Annotated in this window: 23 protein-coding genes, 4 pseudogenes and 1 other annotated feature; of the genes and pseudogenes, 5 read left to right on the top strand and 22 right to left on the bottom strand. The window is 38.2% G+C overall.

Annotated elements, in window-relative coordinates; all coding sequences use genetic code 11:
- Positions 1-134 precede the first annotated feature (134 nt).
- The 7 genes from GJU41_RS22195 to GJU41_RS22165 all read right to left on the bottom strand — a co-directional run bounded on the left by GJU41_RS22195 (position 135) and on the right by GJU41_RS22165 (position 6,165).
- On the bottom strand, positions 135-926 hold the full coding sequence (locus GJU41_RS22195; RefSeq protein WP_070875556.1) for a phosphotransferase enzyme family protein: 792 nt from the start codon (positions 924-926) through the stop codon (positions 135-137).
- Between the two features lie 105 nt (positions 927-1,031).
- The gene (locus GJU41_RS22190) at positions 1,032-1,442 is read right to left on the bottom strand and encodes a GNAT family N-acetyltransferase (protein WP_070875555.1); all 411 of its coding nucleotides are present in this window, start codon (positions 1,440-1,442) and stop codon (positions 1,032-1,034) included.
- Between the two features lie 140 nt (positions 1,443-1,582).
- Positions 1,583-1,816, bottom strand: coding sequence for a hypothetical protein (locus GJU41_RS22185; RefSeq protein WP_154319624.1), 234 nt, complete (start codon positions 1,814-1,816; stop codon positions 1,583-1,585).
- A gap of 141 nt (positions 1,817-1,957) precedes the next feature.
- On the bottom strand, positions 1,958-2,359 hold the full coding sequence (locus tag GJU41_RS22180; RefSeq protein WP_070875553.1) for a YciI family protein: 402 nt from the start codon (positions 2,357-2,359) through the stop codon (positions 1,958-1,960).
- A 41-nt stretch (positions 2,360-2,400) separates the two neighbouring features.
- Positions 2,401-2,856 carry a hypothetical protein gene (locus GJU41_RS22175; RefSeq protein WP_154319623.1) on the bottom strand — a complete coding sequence of 152 codons (456 nt, stop codon included), beginning with the start codon at positions 2,854-2,856 and terminating at the stop codon, positions 2,401-2,403.
- Positions 2,857-3,122: 266 nt separating this feature from the next.
- Positions 3,123-4,376 carry an MFS transporter gene (locus GJU41_RS22170; protein ID WP_154319622.1) on the bottom strand — a complete coding sequence of 418 codons (1,254 nt, stop codon included), beginning with the start codon at positions 4,374-4,376 and terminating at the stop codon, positions 3,123-3,125.
- A gap of 118 nt (positions 4,377-4,494) precedes the next feature.
- Positions 4,495-4,739: a binding site (T-box leader), on the bottom strand.
- A gap of 388 nt (positions 4,740-5,127) precedes the next feature.
- Positions 5,128-6,165 carry a serine hydrolase domain-containing protein gene (locus GJU41_RS22165; protein ID WP_396653227.1) on the bottom strand — a complete coding sequence of 346 codons (1,038 nt, stop codon included), beginning with the start codon at positions 6,163-6,165 and terminating at the stop codon, positions 5,128-5,130.
- A gap of 519 nt (positions 6,166-6,684) precedes the next feature.
- On the opposite strand from GJU41_RS22165, the pseudogene GJU41_RS25525 reads away from it, so the two are divergent.
- Positions 6,685-6,789 (top strand): annotated as a pseudogene (locus GJU41_RS25525) (hypothetical protein); the annotation flags it as partial.
- Positions 6,790-7,068: 279 nt separating this feature from the next.
- Positions 7,069-7,176 (top strand): annotated as a pseudogene (locus GJU41_RS25520) (KGG domain-containing protein); the annotation flags it as partial.
- 81 nt (positions 7,177-7,257) lie between these two features.
- Here GJU41_RS25520 and GJU41_RS22155 read toward each other — a convergent pair.
- A complete protein-coding gene (locus tag GJU41_RS22155) occupies positions 7,258-8,691 on the bottom strand; it encodes a PstS family phosphate ABC transporter substrate-binding protein (RefSeq protein WP_154319619.1) in 1,434 nt (477 codons plus the stop codon).
- Positions 8,692-8,878: 187 nt separating this feature from the next.
- Between GJU41_RS22155 and GJU41_RS22150 the strand changes: the two genes are divergently transcribed.
- Positions 8,879-9,160, top strand: a complete 282-nt coding sequence (locus GJU41_RS22150) for a hypothetical protein (RefSeq protein ID WP_154319618.1) — start codon at positions 8,879-8,881, stop codon at positions 9,158-9,160.
- A 47-nt stretch (positions 9,161-9,207) separates the two neighbouring features.
- Here the strand turns inward: GJU41_RS22150 and GJU41_RS22145 are convergent, their stop codons facing one another.
- The 10 genes from GJU41_RS22145 to gvpO form a co-directional block, all read right to left on the bottom strand.
- Entirely contained in the window at positions 9,208-9,435 is a 228-nt protein-coding gene (locus GJU41_RS22145) for a helix-turn-helix domain-containing protein (protein ID WP_070877682.1), read from the bottom strand.
- A gap of 140 nt (positions 9,436-9,575) precedes the next feature.
- A complete protein-coding gene (gene gvpA, locus GJU41_RS22140; protein WP_070877683.1) occupies positions 9,576-9,839 on the bottom strand; it encodes a gas vesicle structural protein GvpA in 264 nt (87 codons plus the stop codon).
- A gap of 26 nt (positions 9,840-9,865) precedes the next feature.
- Positions 9,866-10,219: a gas vesicle accessory protein GvpU gene (gene gvpU, locus GJU41_RS22135; RefSeq protein WP_154319617.1), complete on the bottom strand. Its 354-nt coding sequence runs from the start codon at positions 10,217-10,219 to the stop codon at positions 9,866-9,868.
- Positions 10,220-10,237: 18 nt separating this feature from the next.
- Positions 10,238-10,528, bottom strand: a complete 291-nt coding sequence (locus GJU41_RS22130; protein ID WP_070877685.1) for a gas vesicle protein — start codon at positions 10,526-10,528, stop codon at positions 10,238-10,240.
- A 33-nt stretch (positions 10,529-10,561) separates the two neighbouring features.
- Positions 10,562-10,846 (bottom strand): gas vesicle protein K, encoded by a 285-nt coding sequence (locus GJU41_RS22125; RefSeq protein ID WP_070877686.1) that lies wholly within the window; start codon positions 10,844-10,846, stop codon positions 10,562-10,564.
- On the bottom strand, positions 10,800-11,087 hold the full coding sequence (locus tag GJU41_RS22120) for a gas vesicle protein (protein WP_154319616.1): 288 nt from the start codon (positions 11,085-11,087) through the stop codon (positions 10,800-10,802). Before GJU41_RS22120 ends, GJU41_RS22125 begins: the two co-directional genes overlap by 47 nt.
- 12 nt (positions 11,088-11,099) lie before the next feature.
- The gene (locus GJU41_RS22115; RefSeq protein ID WP_154319615.1) at positions 11,100-11,915 is read right to left on the bottom strand and encodes a GvpL/GvpF family gas vesicle protein; all 816 of its coding nucleotides are present in this window, start codon (positions 11,913-11,915) and stop codon (positions 11,100-11,102) included.
- 62 nt (positions 11,916-11,977) lie between these two features.
- Positions 11,978-12,235, bottom strand: a complete 258-nt coding sequence (locus tag GJU41_RS22110; RefSeq protein ID WP_070877688.1) for a gas vesicle protein GvpG — start codon at positions 12,233-12,235, stop codon at positions 11,978-11,980.
- Positions 12,232-12,975 carry a GvpL/GvpF family gas vesicle protein gene (locus tag GJU41_RS22105; RefSeq protein ID WP_070877689.1) on the bottom strand — a complete coding sequence of 248 codons (744 nt, stop codon included), beginning with the start codon at positions 12,973-12,975 and terminating at the stop codon, positions 12,232-12,234. Before GJU41_RS22105 ends, GJU41_RS22110 begins: the two co-directional genes overlap by 4 nt.
- On the bottom strand, positions 12,966-13,223 hold the full coding sequence (gene gvpO / locus GJU41_RS22100) for a gas vesicle protein GvpO (protein WP_070877690.1): 258 nt from the start codon (positions 13,221-13,223) through the stop codon (positions 12,966-12,968). Before gvpO ends, GJU41_RS22105 begins: the two co-directional genes overlap by 10 nt.
- Before the next feature lie 161 nt (positions 13,224-13,384).
- On the opposite strand from gvpO, the gene GJU41_RS22095 reads away from it, so the two are divergent.
- The gene (locus tag GJU41_RS22095) at positions 13,385-13,666 is read left to right on the top strand and encodes a hypothetical protein (protein WP_070877691.1); all 282 of its coding nucleotides are present in this window, start codon (positions 13,385-13,387) and stop codon (positions 13,664-13,666) included.
- Positions 13,667-13,821: 155 nt separating this feature from the next.
- Here the strand turns inward: GJU41_RS22095 and GJU41_RS22090 are convergent.
- The 4 genes and pseudogenes from GJU41_RS22090 to GJU41_RS22075 all read right to left on the bottom strand — a co-directional run bounded on the left by GJU41_RS22090 (position 13,822) and on the right by GJU41_RS22075 (position 20,012).
- Positions 13,822-14,292: pseudogene (locus tag GJU41_RS22090) on the bottom strand (DinB family protein).
- A 199-nt stretch (positions 14,293-14,491) separates the two neighbouring features.
- Complete coding sequence (locus GJU41_RS22085) at positions 14,492-15,259, bottom strand: cupin domain-containing protein (RefSeq protein ID WP_318185826.1); 768 nt, start codon at positions 15,257-15,259, stop codon at positions 14,492-14,494.
- Between the two features lie 371 nt (positions 15,260-15,630).
- Positions 15,631-18,849 carry a DEAD/DEAH box helicase gene (locus GJU41_RS22080; protein WP_154319613.1) on the bottom strand — a complete coding sequence of 1,073 codons (3,219 nt, stop codon included), beginning with the start codon at positions 18,847-18,849 and terminating at the stop codon, positions 15,631-15,633.
- A 206-nt stretch (positions 18,850-19,055) separates the two neighbouring features.
- On the bottom strand, positions 19,056-20,012 hold the full coding sequence (locus tag GJU41_RS22075) for an alpha/beta fold hydrolase (RefSeq protein WP_224771454.1): 957 nt from the start codon (positions 20,010-20,012) through the stop codon (positions 19,056-19,058).
- A gap of 946 nt (positions 20,013-20,958) precedes the next feature.
- Between GJU41_RS22075 and GJU41_RS22070 the strand changes: the two are divergent.
- A pseudogene (locus GJU41_RS22070) lies at positions 20,959-21,326 on the top strand (STAS domain-containing protein); the annotation flags it as partial.

Genomic DNA, 21,326 nt, shown 5'->3' with positions numbered 1-21,326 from the left:
TTCCCGCTAATTGATGGACTATTTTTACCGTCATTTATTACCAGGTATTACAACACTGTAAAAAAAGGAACTCCAGCTTGATTGGGATTTCCTTTTTTTCTTCAATTATAGCAGCTTTTTAATGAAAGAAAGATTTAAGTCCAGTCATTCCTATGCTCAGAAATGAAGTTAATATCATTTTGATAATGTTTAAGATGACCTTCATCTATCATCTTTTGAAAAGCAAGGTCACCTTTACCCGCTCTTCTTGTAATTGTTTTACATAATCCTTCTAAACGCAGCAGTACCATTTCAATATAATTTTCTGCAAATCCTTCACCGTAAGAATCAAAAAACAATTTAACTCTGTTTTTAATACGGTCAGCATCTTGAAATGAATCATAATAAACTTTCCCGCCTTTTTCAGAAAGATAAAATCTACTTAATGGAACACAAGTGTATAGACTATAAGCTATGTCCCAAATTCTTGGACCAGGTCCAGCTACATCAAAATCAATAATACCTATTGGTCTTTCATTGCGAAAAATAATGTTGTATACTGCAAAGTCGTTATGGCATAATACCTCCGCCTGTTGCGGGGTATTATCTAATGATTGCCAACTATCATCAAATGAAAAGTCGCTTACAGAATCATGATAGAGACGGAGCATTTTCGCTATGTCTATTAAGACATCATCAGACCACATGTATTCTTTTAAAGGATAATTACCAGCTTCTCCTTCAATAAATGATAGGATCTCCCTTCCTTTATTATCGATACCAAGGTATCTAGGAGCATAATCGTACCCTTTGTCTTCAAGATGGTTTAACAGTGCATGAATTTGTTTGCTATTTGACTTTACTTCCCGTCTAACTGTCTTACCTGAGCGATAAACTTTTGTGACGTTGCCACCAGGTAATAATTCCTCCTTTGAACGATTAGGCATATATGCACCTCCTTTTTTCCGCAATCCTGCCCAAGCCCTTAATATGTTAGGCTTATTCCACACTTTACTGTAAACAAACGCACCCAATTGAGGAATAAGCTTAATTTAATCAATTTTTGAAAATGATACTAAATCTCCTTTATCACAGGAGGAAAATCCGTGTTTTTCATAAAAAGCTCTTACATCTGCTGCATCATTGGTCAATAATACTTTTTGTCTAACGTCTGTATACTTTGATAACATTAATTTAAGAAGTTGAGAGCCAATTCCTTTATTATGATATGCCTTTAACACCAATATATCTTGTATATATATGATTGTCTTTCCATCTCCCACCACTCTAATTAACCCTACTAACTTTCCATGATCCCAAGCAGTAATTACCATCAGAGAACTTTTAATTCCTTCCATCAGCATAGGCATATTGCTAGTGTAGGCTGACCATTTTACATCATCATACAATGCTTTGACTGCTTTAACTTCTAGTTGGGCAGTTTCTTCAAATGTGATTGTCACATTAACTAAAGCCTCCTTCAATTTCCCTGTCTGCAGGAGACATTTTTTCGAAACTTCCCCACTTATATCACTTCAACAAATTTCTGCTGTTATTTAAAGCCATAATTAGAAGTTTTAAATAGAATTTAATAAAAAGAGCGTCAATCCATTCTTGGATAAACACCTCCGATGAGACGCAGGAGATTGTCAATGATCTCCTCGTCAATTGAATCATAGTCCGTTTTCATTTTGAATTCCATGTTGCTACCAATTTCCTCATATTTTTGATCACGTAAGTTGTTTCGACGGTAACAGTCATGAGCCAGGCTCCCGGGTTGTCCGGAATACCTGACTCCGTCATTTTCAAGCGCGATAACCAGTGCATTTTGAGCCAAATCCTCCGCAAGACTGTCATCTTGATCGATACTAGCAACACTTTGCAATGATTTTAGCCGATTCGAACGTCCAAATTCCTTCAATGGTAAGCTTTGTTCTAGAGGGGGTCACGCTCGCCTTCCCTTATCAGATTTCTCGCGTCATTCCGCTTCTTTGGCCAACATTTCAGGATCCTCGGTCAGCTCCGGCGCTTCAAATACTTGACGCAATTCAATCTGACCTTCCCCATGTCCTTGCGGGTCCGGCATCCGCATGGCCCACTCGATGGCTTCTTCCCTCGACTTCACATCAATCAGAATGAACCCGGCAATCAATTCTTTCGATTCCGTAAATGGGCCATCCGTAACCACCGGCTTTTCCCCTGGTTTCGGATACGAAAGGCGAATCCCATTTGAACTTGGATGAAGTCCTTTAGCCGCAACCCGCACGCCTGCCTTAACTAATTCCTCATTGTACTTCGTCATGGCTTCAATGAGCTCAGAGCTCGGGAGCATTCCGGCTTCTGAATTCTTAGAAGCTTTGACAATCATCATAAACAGCACAAAAAATCCCTCCTTCTTGGTAAATCCCCTACTTTTTGATATTAATTAATAGCAATATTCCCTACATATTGTGCTGATCCTCTATCAGTCTCTAGTTCCACCACAATTGCATATTTCCCTTTTTCTTTTGGGAAGTAGAAGGAACGTTGTTCATCTAATTCCAAATCAACCTTTTCATCATTTTTCCAAACTGAAACAGCTAACTCTTCCACCACAAAATCTTCACTGTCAAATAGAAGGTCTATTCGTTGTCCTGCAGTAAAGGACAACTGCTTTTGTTCTCTGGCAAATGAGAGAAAATCCTCTGTTTTTCTCTCAAGAAGCTTGCTATTTTCACCTGTCCAATGAACATTCGCTTCTTTTAGCTCTTCTGATTGGATACTATCAGAAGTTGAAAGTGTAACAGCAGGAGGAGTAAAATCATATTCTTCCGCTATACATCCTGTCAATAAATACATTAGAAAAATGCATGTGATTATCTTCAATAATTTCCCCATAATATCCCCCTTAATTCAGAAGCCCCTAACCATATAAAAAGAGTTTCGCATTTTTGAAATCTCCCCAGTTAGCCGAAGATTAAACTCTATCAAACCCTTCACCAGGACTTCACCTACAACTTTAGTATGTAAAATCCTAGAATCTTCCCCTTAAAAAGAATCTCATTTTCAATACCAATTATTTCAAATAATCCTCGGTTGCACAATGACTATTTTTACAGAATAAGAGGCCATCTTATTTTAGAAAAGAGCCCATTAGTCTCGGATTAAAGCCGCCCTAGTTTCAGCACTTCAGCTTCATAGAATTGTTTATTTGCAGGTATTAAAGTAAAAGCACATAAGATTATGGATAATATCATCATGATTAATACACCTAAAATGACAACTGTCTCAATTGAAGTAATCTGAGCTGCCACTCCCATAATGCTAGTGATTGTTATAACTAAAATCGCTTGTATTAAGCTATAGACACTCCCAATACGCCCCATGACATCAACTGGTATATTGTTTTGATAAAATGTAAGAAAACCTGTATTAGCATAAGCGATAAAAAAAGCTAGAATAAAAAAACCTATTGCAGCAACGATAAAAGAATTTGAAAAAGCATATATCATATATCCAGTTGAGACTAAAACAGTCCCCAAACCAATTAATAGTGATGTTTCCAGTTTTTTAACTATTAAGGAATTAATGATAGATCCAACTATAATACCAGCTCCTGCAATTGTGACCAAAAAACCATACTCACTGTCCGACAAAAATAGTACCTCTTTGGCAAAAGCTGCTTCAAGGGAATCTACGGCACTCGCCATTACCACCATTACACAACTAAACAAAAAATAAATCAGCATGATGTAACGAGATCGCCGGCTAAATTCAACGACAGAAATCCAATCATTTTTTATTACTGCAATCGATAGCCTATTATTTGATGATGAAGCAACTGTTTGTTTTTCTATATTAGGCATTAATAGTGTAATAATTCCTGATATAAATAATGCTATTGCGTTTATATAAATGGCAAATATCGGCGTACCAATAAAAAATAATAACCCTGCAATTGCTGGTCCAATTAAAAATGCACCTGATGTAACTAGACTATGCAGGGAATTAAATTGTTTTCTTTTTTCTTGAGGAATTAATTTTGTTATATAAATCATTGAAGTTGGACCAAACATAGAACTCGCCATATTTATGATAAATACAACTAAATAAATTAGGGATATGGATGACATAAAGGGTAAAAAAGCTATAAATACAGCACGGAATAAATCAAGAAAAACCATAAGTTTTCGTTTGTTTATTCGATCAATCATACTCCCCGCCCAAAAATTCGTTACTAGAGAAGCCAACGGTTTAATAATATAAAGGACTGATACGGCAAGGGGTGAATCGGTCATATCCAAAACGATTAAATTAAGTGCTATAAAATAAATCCATTCACCAACATTTGAAACTCCGATTCCAATTAATAGAATGAATGGATATTTCCAAGAAGCAAGATTTTTAATCAAAACCATTCTTTCCTATCTCCTCTCATAATCAAGCAAAAGCTCTCTATGCAGAAATGAACGATTCCTTTAATTTATTTAATAAAACTGAGCACAAAACAAAAAATCCCACCCCCAAGATCTAAGTCTTGGGGACGAGATTTTATAATCGTGGTGCCACCCCAGTTTATTAATATGTCGCCATACTAATCTTATCAAGTACAATCATTCTATACCTTAGCTCTATAACGGGAGCTCCCGTCACACCATCCCCAAATGGTTCCAATATGACACTCAGAGGCTTGTTTCAATAAATTATTCTTGCTCCTTCCCACCAAACGGAGCTCTCTAGAAAGAATGGATCTTATCTACTCTTCTCATCATCGCATTTATTATTAAATCTATAATACTCGGATTAACATTATATGTAAATACGAAATTCTAAAAACAACATTTAATTAGGTAAGGTATTCTTACCAATATGTGAACAAACATCATTATTCCATTTAACTGCCAAAGTCTATCATAAAGATAGAGCGATCCATCTTATGCTAAACTAAACAATAATATAAGAACAAAGCTTAATAGTTTTTACAAAAAATACATCCGGATAATCCAGCGAACTCAAGCCAAAGAGTATCTTCATTAATCGCTGCCTTCAGTATCCCTCAAAACCTATAACACCAGGCTTACATAATTCCGAAAACAGTTGGAGTCAAGTGAACCAATTGCCATCATGGACACTGTTGTTCCCATGCTAGATGGAATACCACCAAGGGAGTTAAACCTCAAAATATTCCTCTATCGCTTTCATAATTTTAAATGGTCCTGTACTTTTGTTTGAAGGGATTGCAAGTTTAATCCCGGACTCAGGATATACCGCTGAATTGAAGCTCACCCCAGGATCGTATCCCATTACATGATACTTTAATATGGTATTGTTCCGTTTGTTGATCCAAATCCCATACCCGTAATCGACCCCCTCTTTTACATGAATGTGTGGAGTTATAAGCAGTTCAGTATACCTTTCACTTAATAGACGATAATCCAATAATGCTTCCCAAAGTTTGATCATATCCGGTGCAGAGATATAGGCTCCTCCATCAGCACCACCTTTAATTGGAATCGAGTAGATATTCGTTTTCCATGTCCCATCTTCATAGTCGATGTATCCGCAAGCTGTATTTTTGGGGAGCCGATCAAATGAAAAGTATCCTGAGTCATTCATTCCGCATTTTTCAAAAAGATTTGTTTCAATATAGTTGGTAAAAGAATGGCCTGTTTTTTGTTCAACAACCAATCCTAATAGAAGGAATGCAGCATTATTATAATGAAATCTCTCTCCAGGTTTGAACATCATTTTTTCATTTTTAAACAATGGAAGAAAATCGTTTAAATTCTTTAACAGATACATAGGTGTTCGTTTCCAAAGATCTTCAAAGTTATCCATTGTCTCTTCGTCAAAATAGTCTGGAACTCCAGAACTATGGGTTAATAAATGATGGATCGTTACATTTTCATCAAAATGCGGAAATACTACATCCAAACAGTCATTGAGTCGCGTATCAAAGGATAATATTCCGTTCTCAGCGAGTTGACAAATCGCGATCGCAGTGAACAACTTACAGCCTGAAGCAATCCCAAAACGTGTATGTACGGTATTCAACCGTTCTTCAGCCCGATTGGAATAACCAGACGCTGTTTCGAATAGGACTTCATTGTCATCCTTAACAAAAACAACTCCTGAAAATCCCTCATTGTTTATGACTTTTTCTAGCGATTCACTTACCTTTAAACCTTTATTAGCCAAGTTACACACCCCGTTTTAGATGAAATATATTTCTTCGAAGCCCCCTCTTCTAATGAATGGTCAAATGTATATTGCTTAAACATTGCAATTTCAACTGTACATCCTCTATAGATTCGATTTACCTTTTTATATTTCCTTTACTTATTCTAGAAAATGGTCCTTAACGTAAAAAAGAGCACAATTCTTGTTTCAGAATTGCGCCCGATTGCGGAACATCAAAAAAAGCATTAATGGAATAACTGTTATTTCCATTTTAGCTGTTATATAGTATGCGAATTACTGTGCGCTTTACTGTTCTGCACCTCTGAACCTACCAGATACTTAACTGGATGCAGTCTTTTTCTATATAAAAGACCGATTTGACATCTTTGACTTCATTTATAATTTTCTTTTTACTCTTGGTTCATTGGATCTATTTAACAGTTTCCAACTAGTTCTTTTGGAATTTTTTATTTAAATTCCGTTTTATCCCTTCAGAGCCGGGTAAGTAAACAACGTAGTTAAAATACAATATCTTAGGAGGAATGTATGATGGCTAACCAGAATAATGGCAAAATGAGCCCCGAAGAAGCAGGCCGGAAGGGCGGACAGGCTACAGCAGACTCTCATGATAAGGAATTTTACCAGGAAATCGGACAAAAAGGCGGACAGGCAAATGCCGCTCAGCAAAATCAATCGAATCATAACAGCAGCAGTTCTGACAATAATGGCAAAATGAGCCGGGAGGAAGCTGGACGCAAAGGCGGACATGCAAGCTCCTCCAATCAAAATCAATCAAATAATAGCAGCAGCAGTTCTGACAATAACGGAAAAATGAGCCGGGAGGAAGCTGGACGCAAAGGCGGACATGCAAGCTCCTCCAATCAAAATCAATCAAATAATAGCAGCAGCAGTTCTGACAATAACGGGAAAATGAGCCGGGAGGAAGCTGGACGCAAAGGCGGACAAGCCACCGCTGATTCACACGATAAGGAGTTTTACCAGGAGATCGGACAAAAAGGCGGAGAAAAAAGCAGACGTTAAGATGAACGACAAGCACCCCTTCCTTTTTTAGGAAGGGGTGTTTGTCGTCATATTTGTTATAGTGCTATTAAGTTAAGTTCATTCATATTTTATGTACCCAATCTCTTCAACAATCTGCTGACCCTGATGCCCTCTCATCCATTCCAAAAACGGGTCAATGTTTTTATTGGGATTTGATTTTAAGCTGATGGCGTAAAGATTGGCGGTAAATGGATACTCCCCGCTTGAAATATTCTCCGGGTCCGGCTTGACGCCATCAATTGCAAGAAGCTTAATGTCTTGATTTTCCTTCATTCCCGTTGCAAAAAAACGGAAAGAAAACCCGATGGCGTTCTCATAATTCCGATAATCAGCGACTTGCTCAATGATGCCGCCCATTCCTTGAGGCACTTCCTCTTTTAATGGTTTTTCAATCGGCGTATTCCCCATAATCTTTTCAAGCAGTGTCTGGCTTCCAGAGTTTTTAGGCCTTTGAAAAGCAACTATCCTTTCATCCTTTCCCCCAAGCTGAGACCAATTATTGATTTCACCTGAATAAATGCCTTGAATGTCAGATACGGATAGACTGTCAATCTTATTGCCAGGATTGACAAAGAAAACAAAAGCCTCTTTTCCAATCGGAGTCATGACAAGTTCTTCCCCTGCCTCCTCAGCCATCAATCTCTGTTCTTTCGACGGTTCAGCCCCAAAGTAAAGATCGACCTCACCAGACAGCAGCCGTTCATAGGCATAAATGGTATTCGTAAAGCTGACAACTTCCTTTTCCATCGAAACGGCAGACTGGACATTTTTGTAGGTCGCTTCTGCAAATGCTGAATATACTGGATAGGCGGCTTCCGCCCCGTCAAGAACAGGCATTTCACTCGAATTTTCAATCGTAAAATCTGAACTGTTTTTCAGTTTTGGCAGCTTGTTATCAGGATTTGTCACTTCATAAGGTGTCAGATCCGTACTTGAAAACCCGCCGCCATATTCAAAGCCATATGAAGGGAGCACTGTTTTATTCCGATTCATTTGAACAGCAGCTCCAGTGCCGATTCCTATTATTATAATGGAAAGAATAGCGATCCCTTTTTTAAGGGAAAAAGCGAACACACGCTTATTTACTAACAGGGAAATCAGCACCGGCACTAGTAAGGCCATTTCATAAGCAAGAGGTGCCCATAAAAAGGTTCTTCCTTCTCCTTCAAAAGATGAAAAGAAAAAAACCGGTGCATAGGCCATGTGAAAAATTCCGTAATAAAGCCACGCGCCGTCCCCTGTAAATCCTCCGCTTACAAGCATACACACTGCCCATAGCAGCGCTGTATACGCAACCGGCAGGGAAACGATCAATAAATCATTTTCATTCGGCTTTCTGGATTTCAGCCATCCTGCCGCAAAACCACCTGCGATAAAGACTATAAGTGAAGCTATGAATATACTATTTAGCCCAGCACTTAAAAAAACAACAGATAAAATGGATAGAGTAAATGGAACTAATCCGAAATATAAAAACAGTTTAAAAAACATCTCAACACTCCTTGAACTCATTGCATAGTGTAATATTACACCTTTATCCTTATTTTCACAATATATTTGTGGAATTTATTACAATAAAAGGATTATTTTCCTGCAAAAAACATTTCTGCAGGTTACATTTTTGCAAATCAAGTTTATAATTTGTATATTAATCATCCTTGTACTGGAGAAAAATCTTATGAGTCTAGTTCGTTTTTTCACCTATCAATTCATCTTATTCAGTGCAGTTATTACCTTTAATCTATGTATTGACCCTTATTTAGGCAAACCATTTACTTTAATAGATTTTATCGTTATCGTTATTTCTGGAGCATTGTTTTATTTCGGTTATAAGCTGATTGAAAAAGGATATAAACGCTTCAGCAAAATCCGTTTACTGAGTAAAATCTTAATTTCGATTCCTGCTTTCCTGTCAGCAGCTGTCTTTGTTGGATTGATTACTAATCAGTTGTTACGCTAAAAAAGCGTATCCCTTGAAATGAGGGAAACGCTTTTTTAATTAAATGATTAATTTATTTTGTTTTTCTTTTGAAAATTCTCCTTATCAACAAGTTCTGATGCAGGCACATCAAGGACCGTAGAGAGTTTTAAGATGGTTTGGGTGTCAGGCACTTTTTCACCGGATTCATACTTTTCGATGGTTTGGCGTCCAAGACGCGCTTTAAAAGCAAGTTCTTCCTGACTCATGTTTTTCAGCTCACGATAATGTTTTAAATGTTCACCAAAATGTGACATGCTGATTCCTCCCTAAAATCATCCAATTTATACTTTTAGTTTATCACTTCATCAGCTTATTGCATCATTGTAAACGTGAACATTATGTTAATGATTATTAAAATTATATTCATGAATCTCTTCTATATGTAAGTTGATCATTAAATCGGAAATAACAGTCGATCCAGGAGCTCCTTTGGTCCCCCCTGATCAGGCTCGTCTTCTCCATTTTTAAGGAGATCCACCGCATCTGCATATCTCAGCCACGTTTCAATACTTGATACCACGATTCGTGCTTCTACAGTAATCACTTCTAATCCAAGAACCGATATCCTGGCATAGACATCAATGACAATGCCCTTATCCAAAATTCTGTCAATGACTTCGACAAGGCTTGATCCATCATTGCTTTTTTTGACATGCATCCTAATCCCTTCTCTCATCACTATTTTCAATTGCCTATAACAAACCCGCTCACATCGTCGATCCTGCATCTCCAATAGGAAGAAGAAGGAACCTGGTTGCCTTTAATTTGCACATTTTTCAAATGAACATAAGCAGCAGATTTGTGGTCTCCTGTGCCTTTACTTGCCTCATAAAATTTCTGACTCAGTAATTTTGTTTCATCGTCTTCATTTTTCTCAAATCGCTTCCCGCATTCCATTAAGTATTCCTTTGCTGAAATCATTGTTCCTGATACTAGCACCCCATTCACGGTCAATAGAAGATTCACTTTAATATCATGATGATTTGCTGTGATTACGAGGGTTTCGAGAACGGGATCCTGACGATTTTCATGACGCACATCCAGTCACTCCCTTCCTTAAACTAACCTTTCTAAATCTAGGATATCTAACGGATAGTCTCTGCCATCCACCTGTTTTCGCTCTGGCTGCGAAGCTCTTGAACTAAAATATGGATCTGTTTCCCACCAGTCGAGTCCAATTTCTTTTGCTTTATCAATCGATGCAACGATTAATCTGATTTTTATCGTTAATAACTCAACATCTGCAAGATTTATGCGGATATCTCCAGCAATCACAACACCTTTGTCCAAAACTCTTTCTAAAACATCTACTATGGAACCTGCCTGCAGAGAATGTTCTGACAGCATGTTTTCTCCTCCTTATCGGATACAATATGAAAGCTAGAGCAAATTTCCTAAAGGACCGAGATCGATGTTTAAATCTTCGGCATCGAGACCAAAGATCTCTTTCAATTCTTCCATTTTGTCTTCCAGATTCATCAAGGCAACACCCAGATTTTCAATTTGCTCATCCGTAAGTGTTCCGCCCTCCACCCGCCGCATCGCATGACGCTCGACAATTTGCCTTAGAAGCTCAATAATGGTCAAGACAAGCTGCGCAAGTCCCTGCTCTGCATTGTCAGGATCTAGCTGGATTCTGCCATTTGTTCCGTTCGCCTGCTGCACCCGCTAACTCCTCCCTCTGCTTATAAAATTGATCAGATGTGACGGGCTTCCGATTGCCTGCTTTTGATTGAACAAGTGTTTCAACGGAAGCAATTAAAACTCGTAAATCTAAGTACACAAGATCTATACCTGCGATTGAAATAATTAAATCGCCTTTGATTGCCACACCTTTATCGATAATGACATCTAAAATATCAATGAGTGCAATATCCTTGTTTTCAATTGATTCTCTAAGAGACATCTGGCAGATCCCTCACTTCGATGAAAAACTGGAGAAATGGTATGCCGGCCATGGGCCTGTGGCTTCGAACCTCCAGCCGGTGCCTCCTAATTCCTGTTCAAACCGTTTTATTTCTTTCAGGAAGTTTTCCACACTGGAAATCGGAAGAAGAAACACGCTGTTCCATGCCATGTTTTCTTTTAGACCTGTGACATCTTTGCTCCAATTTTTCTTAATCGCTGCGTGAAGCGAGTGCTCCTTCAGCTTTTCATGCACTTGTTCACAAACTCGATTCTTCTCATTTTCAAGCTCATCCTGGGTCAGCTTATCAATCTTTTTCTTTTCGAAAAATTGTCTTCCGCGCGGCAGCTCGCTTATTTCCTTTTTTTTCGCTTCAATCGCAGAATTGTTTTCACTTATCTGCTTCTTCAGCTCTTTATCATCCGAATAGATTTTCACATTCCATTCTTCATTTCCCTGAAGCATAGAAAGGGTTTCTTCAATCTGTGAGACATTTGATTGAATCGTTTGCTGCAGGCTTTCTTCATTTTTATATATGGTGCAAAACTTCAGCGGAATGATTGTAAAGCACTTATAAAGGGCAGCAACCGTTTCATGATGATGGAGAGCTTTTTCCTGCAGCCATTCCATATCACTGTCAATCTTGTCTTTAATGGCTTCTTCTGAATAATCATCAGAATCCAGTTCGCACACAACGGCTGTGACATTGTCGATTAGAATGGTATACAGCTTTCGTTTTCCATCAAAGCCTGTGAGAGATGGAAACAATTGTTGTAATGCCTCTTCTTCCGTTGGTATCAATCCATATAAATAAATCAAATCGCCCATTGTGTTACCCCTCAAATTCAGTCAGTTCAATATCATTTAGTCATTTATTCAAGCGCATGATCTTAATCTGATGTGCATTCTATCCAATCCGTCCATGCATGACGTTCTTTTTCTCTGGCTTCTTCATACCTGCACAGCCATTGTGAATATTGCTGTTCAAACTCGTCATCAGCCAACTCGCCGTTTTCATGCCGAACTTCAAGCATCAAAAGCTTCCTTTGTATTACCCCAACATCATAAAGCTCCCGGTCTGCCTCCTCCTTCACTTTTTCAGCTGTCATCAGTAAAAGCTTTAATGGAAATAAAAGAATGGAAATCATGAGCTTTTTTCCTCCTTAAGCCTGATGTCAACAAAATTATATGCTGGCCAAGGCCCTGTATAGATAAAGTCAGCTTGATCCTTCAAAGGTTCACACAGACTTTCCACTAGACGATCGAAGGCTGCTTCCTCCTCTTTTTTGATTAAGTAAGAAGCATTCAGCAGCATGGTTTCGGTTAAAATGCTGTTCAGTCTGGATTGATCAGCAGCAGATGAAAGTTTTTGATGAAGATTCAGATCAAACTGTTTCCTTACTTTCAGAAAAAAGTGTTCAGCCATTTCACCTAGTTTTATACGCTCCTTGGTGCTTGTTGGCCCCCCGCTCAGCCCGGATTGTGCTTCTCCCAGCTTTTTTAATAGCCAATCCTTTTTACCGATCACTTTCAGTCCAACTTCTATTTTCCCTCTGATTAGCGGGGACATATTTTTAAGCTGAGGATATAGACGCTGCAGCAGAGAGGCTGCTTCCTTATTTGACCTGATCACATGTCCGAAGCTAAACGGAAAGACAGTATCACTTGTTTCTAAAAGAGAGCCAATAACCTTCTGGTGCATAAGCAGGTTTTCTTTTAACGGACGCAGATTGAGAGGAACCACTGCAGCTGCAAGAACCATTTCCCGATAAGGCAGGAAAATCAAATCACGTTCCTTGCCTGCAAAATAAATGCTCTCTGATTTCCTGCTCTTATTCTCAGCGATGCAAAATACATACAATCCATTTTTTTCTGAACTTACTCCCAATGTCCTGTTTCCCCCCTGTTCTTTAAATAGATGCGCGAATAAGAAATCACTTCATTTTCGCGGTTTAGCTTCACCTCATAAACGCCTACCATTTCATCTCGTGCGTATTTTCTCATATATTCTTTTTCCTCAATAATTTCAACCACTGCCCTGTAACCGTCATCATCAGGTTCAACTGAAGGAATTTTATGCGGCGCAGAAAGATGCTCAGTAAAAAAATGCTCAATCGTTTCCAGTGTTTCTTTCATATTTCCAGTCCCTTTCTTTCCATCCTATTTTTGTTAGATTTTCCTCATCTATGGTTTTTATGAATATAAATGACAGATTTCATTATTCTTGCGGTTTGTCTACATAAGTTCTATCGGATCTGGAAATAGTAAAAACAATGTAAATAGAAAGGAGTTTTATTATGTATAAAAAATGGTTATCACTGCTTATGGGTGTATTGGTCTCAGCTTTCCTTCTTGCTGGGTGTGCCACGAATGATGATCAGGATCCGGCACCGCCTGAAGAAGAACAAAATGAGGAAGAACCCGGCATGGATGAAAATGAGAATGGAAATGATGAAGCACCAGGTGTAGATGAAAATGATACAATGAATAAAGATGATGAAAAAGATTCAGATCCAGACCCAGAGGATCCAATTGAAGATCCGGAAGATATGAATGATCCAGACAGAAAAGATGACTGATAAAAAAACTGCACCCCAAATGTTAGACATGATCTAACATTTGGAGGTGCAGTTTTTTTATGGGCAAAATTAAAGGTCGGGGAAGTACCTCAATCAATTTTATTGTGGTTAAATAATCATTTCATTCACTAAAACAAACTGTTTATACATACGAATCAGCGATGGGATGGCCACGACCCCTGCATTTTTCTGATTTGAATCATTTGACCCGTATGATATGCGTCGTGAAGAAAGATATCCAGCAGTTTCCCTTCAAGACCATTTTGGTCAAGTTCTTCAACGGAAGTTTCACTTAGGATCTTTCTTAAATTGCGATGAGCGTTTACAGCTCGTTCAACGACTTTTTTCCAATCCTTCTCGTCATTTGATTGTTCGGTGAGATAGAAGTTTTCGTCCCCGCTGAGATTTAGTGTCCAGTCACGGCCTTCCATGTTTGCGGCAAGCCTCTCTTTGTAATAAATGAGATGATTAACATTCTCCCAGATTGTTTTAGCTGCCTCTTCAGGGGGTCACCAACTTGCTTGTTCTGCTGTGATTCCTTCCATTGCATGTTTAAGCGGAGCATACCAGCTCTCCTTATCAAACGTTGAATCGAGCACTTTTAAAAGTAATTCAATTCGGTTCAAGTTATCATTTATAAAAACAGCACATTAGTAAAAACCGATTTTTTCTATACCCATCACTTCTATAATAAAGAGCATTTCTCCTCCATAAAGTGTCCATGATTGCAGATATAACATTTTGTGTGTAAAAATAAAAAGGGTTTGCCGATTCGGCAAAACCCTTTACAATTTTTTAATCATTTATTTCTATTAACAGAATCTTTTACATCTTTTTGCTTTGCTGAAGAAGTTTGGATTCTCCTGTCCGTTCCCATTCTTCAACTGTTTCATATGCTTTTTCAGGGGAATACCCCTTCCCTACAAGAACTCCCATTAAAATAAATTCTTGAAGAATGTGTGTAGCATTTATTCCTCTTTTAACGTCCTCTAACCCTTCATTTACCAAAAATTCCGTGTACTGTACCCATTCATCTGGAGTCCTGCCAAAAACAGCTGTATTTCCATTGCTATGACCGCTTCCTTCTTCTGCAGCCACTGCATCTGCTTTGGTGACATGAACAGTGCCAAATGGATGGTTAGGAGGAGCATAGATCGAGTAAAGTTTCAGCGGAACATTACCTGTATTGGTTAGATTATGCCATGTTCCCGCAGGTATGAATATCGCATCATCATCATAAACATTTCTTTTAAAATTTAAGTCATTTTTACTCTTGCCCATTTGTACGATTCCCTGGCCTTGTTCAATCCGCAGAAATTGATCAACGTCAGGATGCATTTCCAAACCGATATCTTCACCAGCATTGAGACTCATTAAAGTCACTTGTAAATGGGTTCCTGTCCATAAAGCTGTACGATAAGTATTGTTTTGCTTCGTTGCTTCATTGATATTTACGGTAAATGGATTTGGTCCGTAATCTGTTAATAAAATATTTCCAGCTCCGCCTGAAGAGCGAATAGAATCAAAGCTGTTTGCATGCATGATCTCATTAGGATACGCCCAGTAAACAGATTTTCTCCCATAGTTATTCATTGGCCCATTCACATAATATGGGTATTGATATGGATACTGATAAGAATACATATAAGGAGCATAGTGCATTTTTCACAATCCCTTCACAGTTTATAAAAATATCCTATGCACTTGTAAAGGGAATGTACTTAAATTCTAAATGACATAATGGAAGAAAACGATTTTTAGCCTAATGAGAATCGGTACAGTTACAACATTTTATAAGGCTGTTTTCGCATATATTTTTGTTTTTTATTAAAATGTTGTCCGTTCCTTTCCGCTGCAATCCACTAATAGTTATAGACACCTTGTCTAAATGCAACAATATTTATGAAAAGAGCCTTTTATAAAGCAGCAACTGGCAGATTGATTTGAACTGCACTTAACTTCTTCTATATCATTAATATTTCCCGAATGTCCTCCTCGGTAAGTGCTGTAGACTCTTTCTCCTCAGAATCAATAATTTCTTCAATCAGCTGTCTCTTTTTCTCTTGCAGTTCATTCATTTTTTCCTCGATTGTCCCTCTGCTGACAAGCTTAATAACCTGTACAGAATTCCTTTGGCCAATGCGGTGGGCGCGGTCTGCTGCTTGCTCCTCGACTGCAGGATTCCACCAAATGTCATAGAGGATAACGGTATCAGCGCCAGTCAAATTGAGACCTGTTCCGCCTGCCTTCAAGGAAATGAGGAAAAAATCACGCTCGCCTGCATTAAATCGATTGCAGATCTCCACACGTTCTTTTGATGGAGTTTGTCCATCCAGATAGAAAAAAGGAATCCCTTGAGCTGCTAAATCTCTCCCTATAAGTTCAAGCATTTTCGTAAACTGGGAGAAAATCAGCACCCTCCTTCCAGAAAGTCTGGATTCCTCTACAATCTGCTTCAGCTGTTCAAATTTCGCTGAGCTTCCTTTATAGCCATCCACAAATAAAGCGGGGTGACAGCAAATCTGCCGCAGCCGTGTCAAACCAGCCAGAATTTTGATCCGGTTTTTCCTGAGACTATCTTTGTCCAGATGCTTAAGCGTATCATGCCGCAGCTTCGCCAAATAAGCAGCGTACAGTGTCCTTTGTTCAGGGGTCAGCTCGACTGAATCCATCATCTCGATTTTTTCAGGAAGCTCTGCGAGAACATCCTCTTTTATTCTGCGAAGCAAAAATGGCCGGATCCTTCGTGCAATCTTTTTCCTTGAGAGGTTACTGTACTCCTTTAATCCAAGGAACAGTTCAGGAAAGACAACGTGAAAGATGGACCACAGTTCCTCCAGTGAATTCTCCACCGGAGTACCAGTCAGGGCGAAGCCATTTTCTGCCTTTATCTTCTTAACCGCTCTCGCTGTTTGTGTCACAGGATTTTTGAATGCCTGTGCCTCATCAAAAAACACTGTGTGAAAGGCTTGTTTCTCAAACATATTAATGTCCCTGCGCAGCAGCGGATAGGAAGTAATGACAACATCCATATCCGCTGCGTGCTTTTGAATCTCGAACCGCTCTGTTTTATTGCCATCGATGACAACAGCTTCTAAAACCGGAGCAAATTTCATGATTTCACTTAGCCAGTTATACGTCAAAGAAGATGGACAAACAATAAGAACTGGGAGCTTCTTTTTACGAATGTCAGGAAGCTCAGATAGAATGTAAGTGATGCTTTGGATCGTTTTCCCAAGCCCCATATCATCCGCAAGAATCCCTCCAAACCCATAACCGGCAAGTGTTTTCATCCATTGATAGCCTTGCTTTTGGTAGTCCCGCAAGATTGAATCTAAACCCTTTGGCACCTCAAACTCCAAACCACCCGGATTGCGGATGTCTTCCAAGAACTGAAGGAATGATTCTTCTAACTTGAATGCATGGTCATCGGCGGCATCAAGCAGCTGCAGTCCATTGATAATAGGTAAATTCAATCCGCTTTCCAGATTTTCATTTTGGACCGGCAGTGCATTCAGAAACCGGTTGATTTCTTCAAATTCTCTTGTCTCAAGCGACATGAGCGATCCATTCCGCAAACGATAGTACTTGCGTTTTTCCTCCAGAGCCAATAGAACCTCACGAATCTGTTTTTCAGAAATGCCATCCATTTCAAATTTAAACTCCAGCCAATTGGTCCGCTCTTTTTTGACCCTCACCCTAATTTGCGGACGGGCATTTTGTCTGAAAATCCGATTTCTCACAGCGGTAGTTGCATATAGTTGGACAAGCTTTTGAAATTTGGGTACGGCATGGTACAAAAACTCATACTCAAGCTCCTCATTATGCAGAAAATACCCGCCGTCCGTCTTGGCAAATAAGCTATCCTCCATTAGCGCAAGGATCTCTTCCTCTTTCTCCACATCCCTTATAAGCATAGAGCCTGCAGGAAGTTCACGCCTTTCCAAAGGATTAATAACAAAGTTTTCATAATGAAACTCAAGTCCCGCCAGCAGGCGATTTTTCACACGATCCAAATATAGCTTTGCTAGTAACGGTGTTTTTAAAAACTTCTTTGAAACGGCTTCAGAGATCTGGACATTACCCAGTCTTCTCAAACCTGGCACCACTTTTTCCATGAAAAACTCTAATTGCTCAAGCGGAATCGGAACTTGATTCGTTCCTGAAGCTTCCAGCATCTGTTTTAGGTCTGAAAGACGTTTACAGTCCTCACTTTTCATCTGTACTAGCTTTCCTTCATATAGAACATACCTATATGAATTCAGTACAACCATTTGTTTTAGCCCATTGATCTTCAATTGAAAGCCTTTGCCCCCCGCTTCAGAAAAGTCAAACTGTAATGAAAGTGGTTCGTTCATTAAGCTAAGGCCCTTATATATATTCCCGTCATACTCAAGCTTCACTTTAGGCGCTTTCTCCAGTAATGGACGAAGCCTGTCCCATGAAGATGGAGGAATCAGCAAAATATTCTTATTGCTCTCATAATCTGATTTTCCGGGCAGCTCGTCCGTATATACCTTTTCATCATAACTAACTTGTATGAGCTGCTGAATCACAGCATCTGTATCCTTTTGAAAGCAATGAAGATTTGGATCATACGTGAATGAATTGGAAAGAAGGTTAGGCAAACTTTCTTTCACTTGCCGAAGAAATGGACGGATATTTTGCACTTGTGTAGAACCAATCTTAAGTTGTATGCCAAACAAGTTTTCGTTTTTAGCTATGTTAATGGGTTTACAAACAAACTCCGCACCCAGTACTTGTCTTTTTTCAAAATGAAGCTGATGTCTGCTTGATCGGATAGGTTTATCATTAAAAATGGTCAGCAAGCCCTCTGTCAGTGCTTGATTTGTTGAAGAGTCAGAGTGCCTGACGCTTGAATCAGCAGGACTTGTTCCTTGTCGCTGAAGCTCATAAATCGACAGTAAAACAGCGGCAATATGCTGACAATCCTTTTGATAGGAAGCAAGCGCTGGACAGCTGCATTTCGTCCGAAAGCCTCCGCTCTCATCCTTTTCAATCACGACATGAAAATCTTCCTTACCTGTAACCGTGGCTTCACAACCATCCGGACCATAATGATCAAATGTCACATGATTCCCCCGATAAAAAGAGTCTCCTTTTTTGAAGGAGACAGTTCCACATCTATCTTTAATGATTTTTTCATTTAATTTAATATTCAAATGCTTAACTCCTTCTTGAAGGTAATTCTCATTAACTATCAAGGAATGTTTATTTTAAGTGGTGTGTGTTAATTACCCCTTTTAAAAATCAATTATCATAATTGTATCATTTTGTTGGAGTGTTATCCTGCCAAGTCAGACTGTAAGGAAAAATGCTCTCATTTAAAAAAACAATTAAGCTGCCTGTTATTAACGAGAACCTTCCTTTATTCAAAATGATAAATGAATTCATTCACGTAATCGGATATTTCCTTATACCGCGTCCAATGGAGGTAGTGGTGCCCTTCTAAAATAACGAGTTTATTTTCAGCAACGTTTCTTAATTGCGTTTGATAAAAAGTTTTATTGGATCGGCCTTTTTCATTTGCTTCCTTTTTATCCGGAGTGAAGATCATGACAGGAATAGTTGCAGGAAATGACATATCATTTGTTTTTTTTATGTTATTCTTTAATTCATTTGCTTCATTCACGACATTTTGATTATAGCTTTTCCAAGCAGATATGGTTTTGGTCATCTTTAAATTCTCTTCAGAATAAGTTCCTGCGTGTGCTATTGGGAGGAAATCATTAGGATTAATAAATAATGCCAGTCTTGCTATCCCAGTCCGGGCAGCAAAGCTCATATACTTGGGGAAAGCTTGCGCAGATTCATTAAAATACTCCAAGGCTTTCGGCAAAGTTAAATCGATCCCTATTATACCTTTAATTTCGTCTGGATATTTATTGGCGTAATACATCGTATAAATTCCGGAAACGGAGTGGGGCATTAATATATAGGGCCCTTCTATATTAGCATTCTTTAAAGCTGTTCTTAATTCTTCCACTATGTTCTCCACTGTCCGCTTCTTATTTGTTAAATCACTCCAGCCATATCCAAAAGGTTCTACAACTACAATTTTGTTGTTCTTAGCCATCTCATTAATCAAAGGTTCAAAATCCAGCACTGGTGCTGCCGTCCCCAGACCGCTTAATAAGACAATTGTATTTTCACCTTCACCCTTTGTATAGACATGCATGTTCATTCCATCCACTTCAACCAATTCTCCTAATGCTTGGTACTTTTTCTGCTCAAATCTAGTCATAACATGATGGTAAATAAACCAAAGAAAGAGAACTGCTGCTATGATTAATAGAATATTTCCCGTTATCTTTTTTATTTTCATATTTTTCCCTGCTTTCTTTATTAGGTCTATGGATAAAAATTCCGTACTTAATGCAGGATTTCTTTTCTATTCTGATAGTTTAATGATTCATCCTCCTTATACTTTTTCATGTTTAAGTTTATCTTACGGAATGAAGGTTAAAATCAGGTTCTATCAAAGGTTAAATTTTATTTAAAAAATGTTTAAGTACAGCGCTTTCTATCCTTGTTTAATACTTAGTTAATTGTAAATTCATAGATTCCATATCTAATAAATTTTATAATCATTCAGATTAAGGGGAAAAAGAGCAGCGATAAAAAAGACTAACTGGTTCGGCTGATAGGTGCAAACCGCTAAATAACACAGTGAATAACATATCAATTAGCATACTCATCCGCAAAGGAATTGGTATGCTTTTTTGTTGATATATAAGGGCTTACTAGTAATTCATGTGCATATTTAACATATCAAATCGCATGGGAATTAGCAGGACTTTACTGCTCAACAAAGTCCTGCTAATTGAGGTGATATTTTTAACACCATTTATTACCCGGTGTATTACAACACACTAGAAAAGGAACTCCAGCTTGATATGGAGTTCCCTCAGTTCTTCAATAATCGCCTCCGGTTGTTGAATATCATTTATGTTGTCTTATCGAAGAAAAGCGCCAGTTTGTTGAAGATCCTTAATTCAAATTAATTAAGTAATAGATAATGCTTTATTTATCCCGCATTTTTAAACAAATACTTTGTATTCATTCGAAGGAATTGGATTTGTTACGCTTATTAAAGCTGAACCTCAAAAAATGAATACACCTATTAAATTTAATAACTTTCTCAAACTCATTTCTTTTTCGGTAATTATTTCCAATGTAGACACTTCCAATTTACCTTTAAATTAGAAGCTTATAGTATTAGAATAATACAAACAGGGTAATTTAGGCATATTAAAAGGGGGATTAAAATTATGAAGGGTTCACTAGAATCATATAAATTACTGGAATTCATCCAAGAGAATAAAGAGAATTTTGAAGATTCATTATTAAACGAAGCGTTTAATGTGAAAGAAAAAATTGAAGAAATTTTAACGGTCGGTAATATTGACCTGATAAATAATGCCCATCTGCTGATTCAATACATTATTGAGGGTAAAGAACAAGAACTTCAATCATTTGCTATACAAGAAGGTATAGCTTGGGCCACACATGCAATTCCATTATCTTTCAAATTAGAGTGGGTGCAATCCATTCGAAGAACTTTGTGGAAGTTCCTGCAAAAATATAACGAGGTAACGAACAAGGTTTTAACTGAAGAATTTTTTTCGGTAGAAAAACA

This window comes from Metabacillus idriensis, from assembly GCF_009674765.1.
GTDB lineage: Bacteria > Bacillota > Bacilli > Bacillales > Bacillaceae > Bacillus_P > Bacillus_P idriensis.
Note: the sequence above shows the minus strand (reverse complement) of the source record. Positions and strands in the feature narration are given on the sequence as shown.

Coding starts and splice junctions, on each gene's coding strand:
- GJU41_RS22195 (WP_070875556.1), bottom strand. CDS start 926: ATGCCTAATCGTTCAAAGGAGGAATTATTACCTGGTGGCAACGTCACA.
- GJU41_RS22175 (WP_154319623.1), bottom strand. CDS start 2,856: ATGGGGAAATTATTGAAGATAATCACATGCATTTTTCTAATGTATTTA.
- GJU41_RS22170 (WP_154319622.1), bottom strand. CDS start 4,376: ATGGTTTTGATTAAAAATCTTGCTTCTTGGAAATATCCATTCATTCTA.
- GJU41_RS22155 (WP_154319619.1), bottom strand. CDS start 8,691: ATGTTTTTTAAACTGTTTTTATATTTCGGATTAGTTCCATTTACTCTA.
- GJU41_RS22150 (WP_154319618.1), top strand. CDS start 8,879: ATGAGTCTAGTTCGTTTTTTCACCTATCAATTCATCTTATTCAGTGCA.
- GJU41_RS22145 (WP_070877682.1), bottom strand. CDS start 9,435: ATGTCACATTTTGGTGAACATTTAAAACATTATCGTGAGCTGAAAAAC.
- gvpA (WP_070877683.1), bottom strand. CDS start 9,839: ATGCATGTCAAAAAAAGCAATGATGGATCAAGCCTTGTCGAAGTCATT.
- GJU41_RS22130 (WP_070877685.1), bottom strand. CDS start 10,528: ATGCTGTCAGAACATTCTCTGCAGGCAGGTTCCATAGTAGATGTTTTA.
- GJU41_RS22120 (WP_154319616.1), bottom strand. CDS start 11,087: ATGTCTCTTAGAGAATCAATTGAAAACAAGGATATTGCACTCATTGAT.
- GJU41_RS22115 (WP_154319615.1), bottom strand. CDS start 11,915: ATGGGCGATTTGATTTATTTATATGGATTGATACCAACGGAAGAAGAG.
- GJU41_RS22110 (WP_070877688.1), bottom strand. CDS start 12,235: ATGATTTCCATTCTTTTATTTCCATTAAAGCTTTTACTGATGACAGCT.
- gvpO (WP_070877690.1), bottom strand. CDS start 13,223: ATGAAAGAAACACTGGAAACGATTGAGCATTTTTTTACTGAGCATCTT.
- GJU41_RS22095 (WP_070877691.1), top strand. CDS start 13,385: ATGTATAAAAAATGGTTATCACTGCTTATGGGTGTATTGGTCTCAGCT.
- GJU41_RS22085 (WP_318185826.1), bottom strand. CDS start 15,259: ATGAATAACTATGGGAGAAAATCTGTTTACTGGGCGTATCCTAATGAG.
- GJU41_RS22075 (WP_224771454.1), bottom strand. CDS start 20,012: ATGAAAATAAAAAAGATAACGGGAAATATTCTATTAATCATAGCAGCA.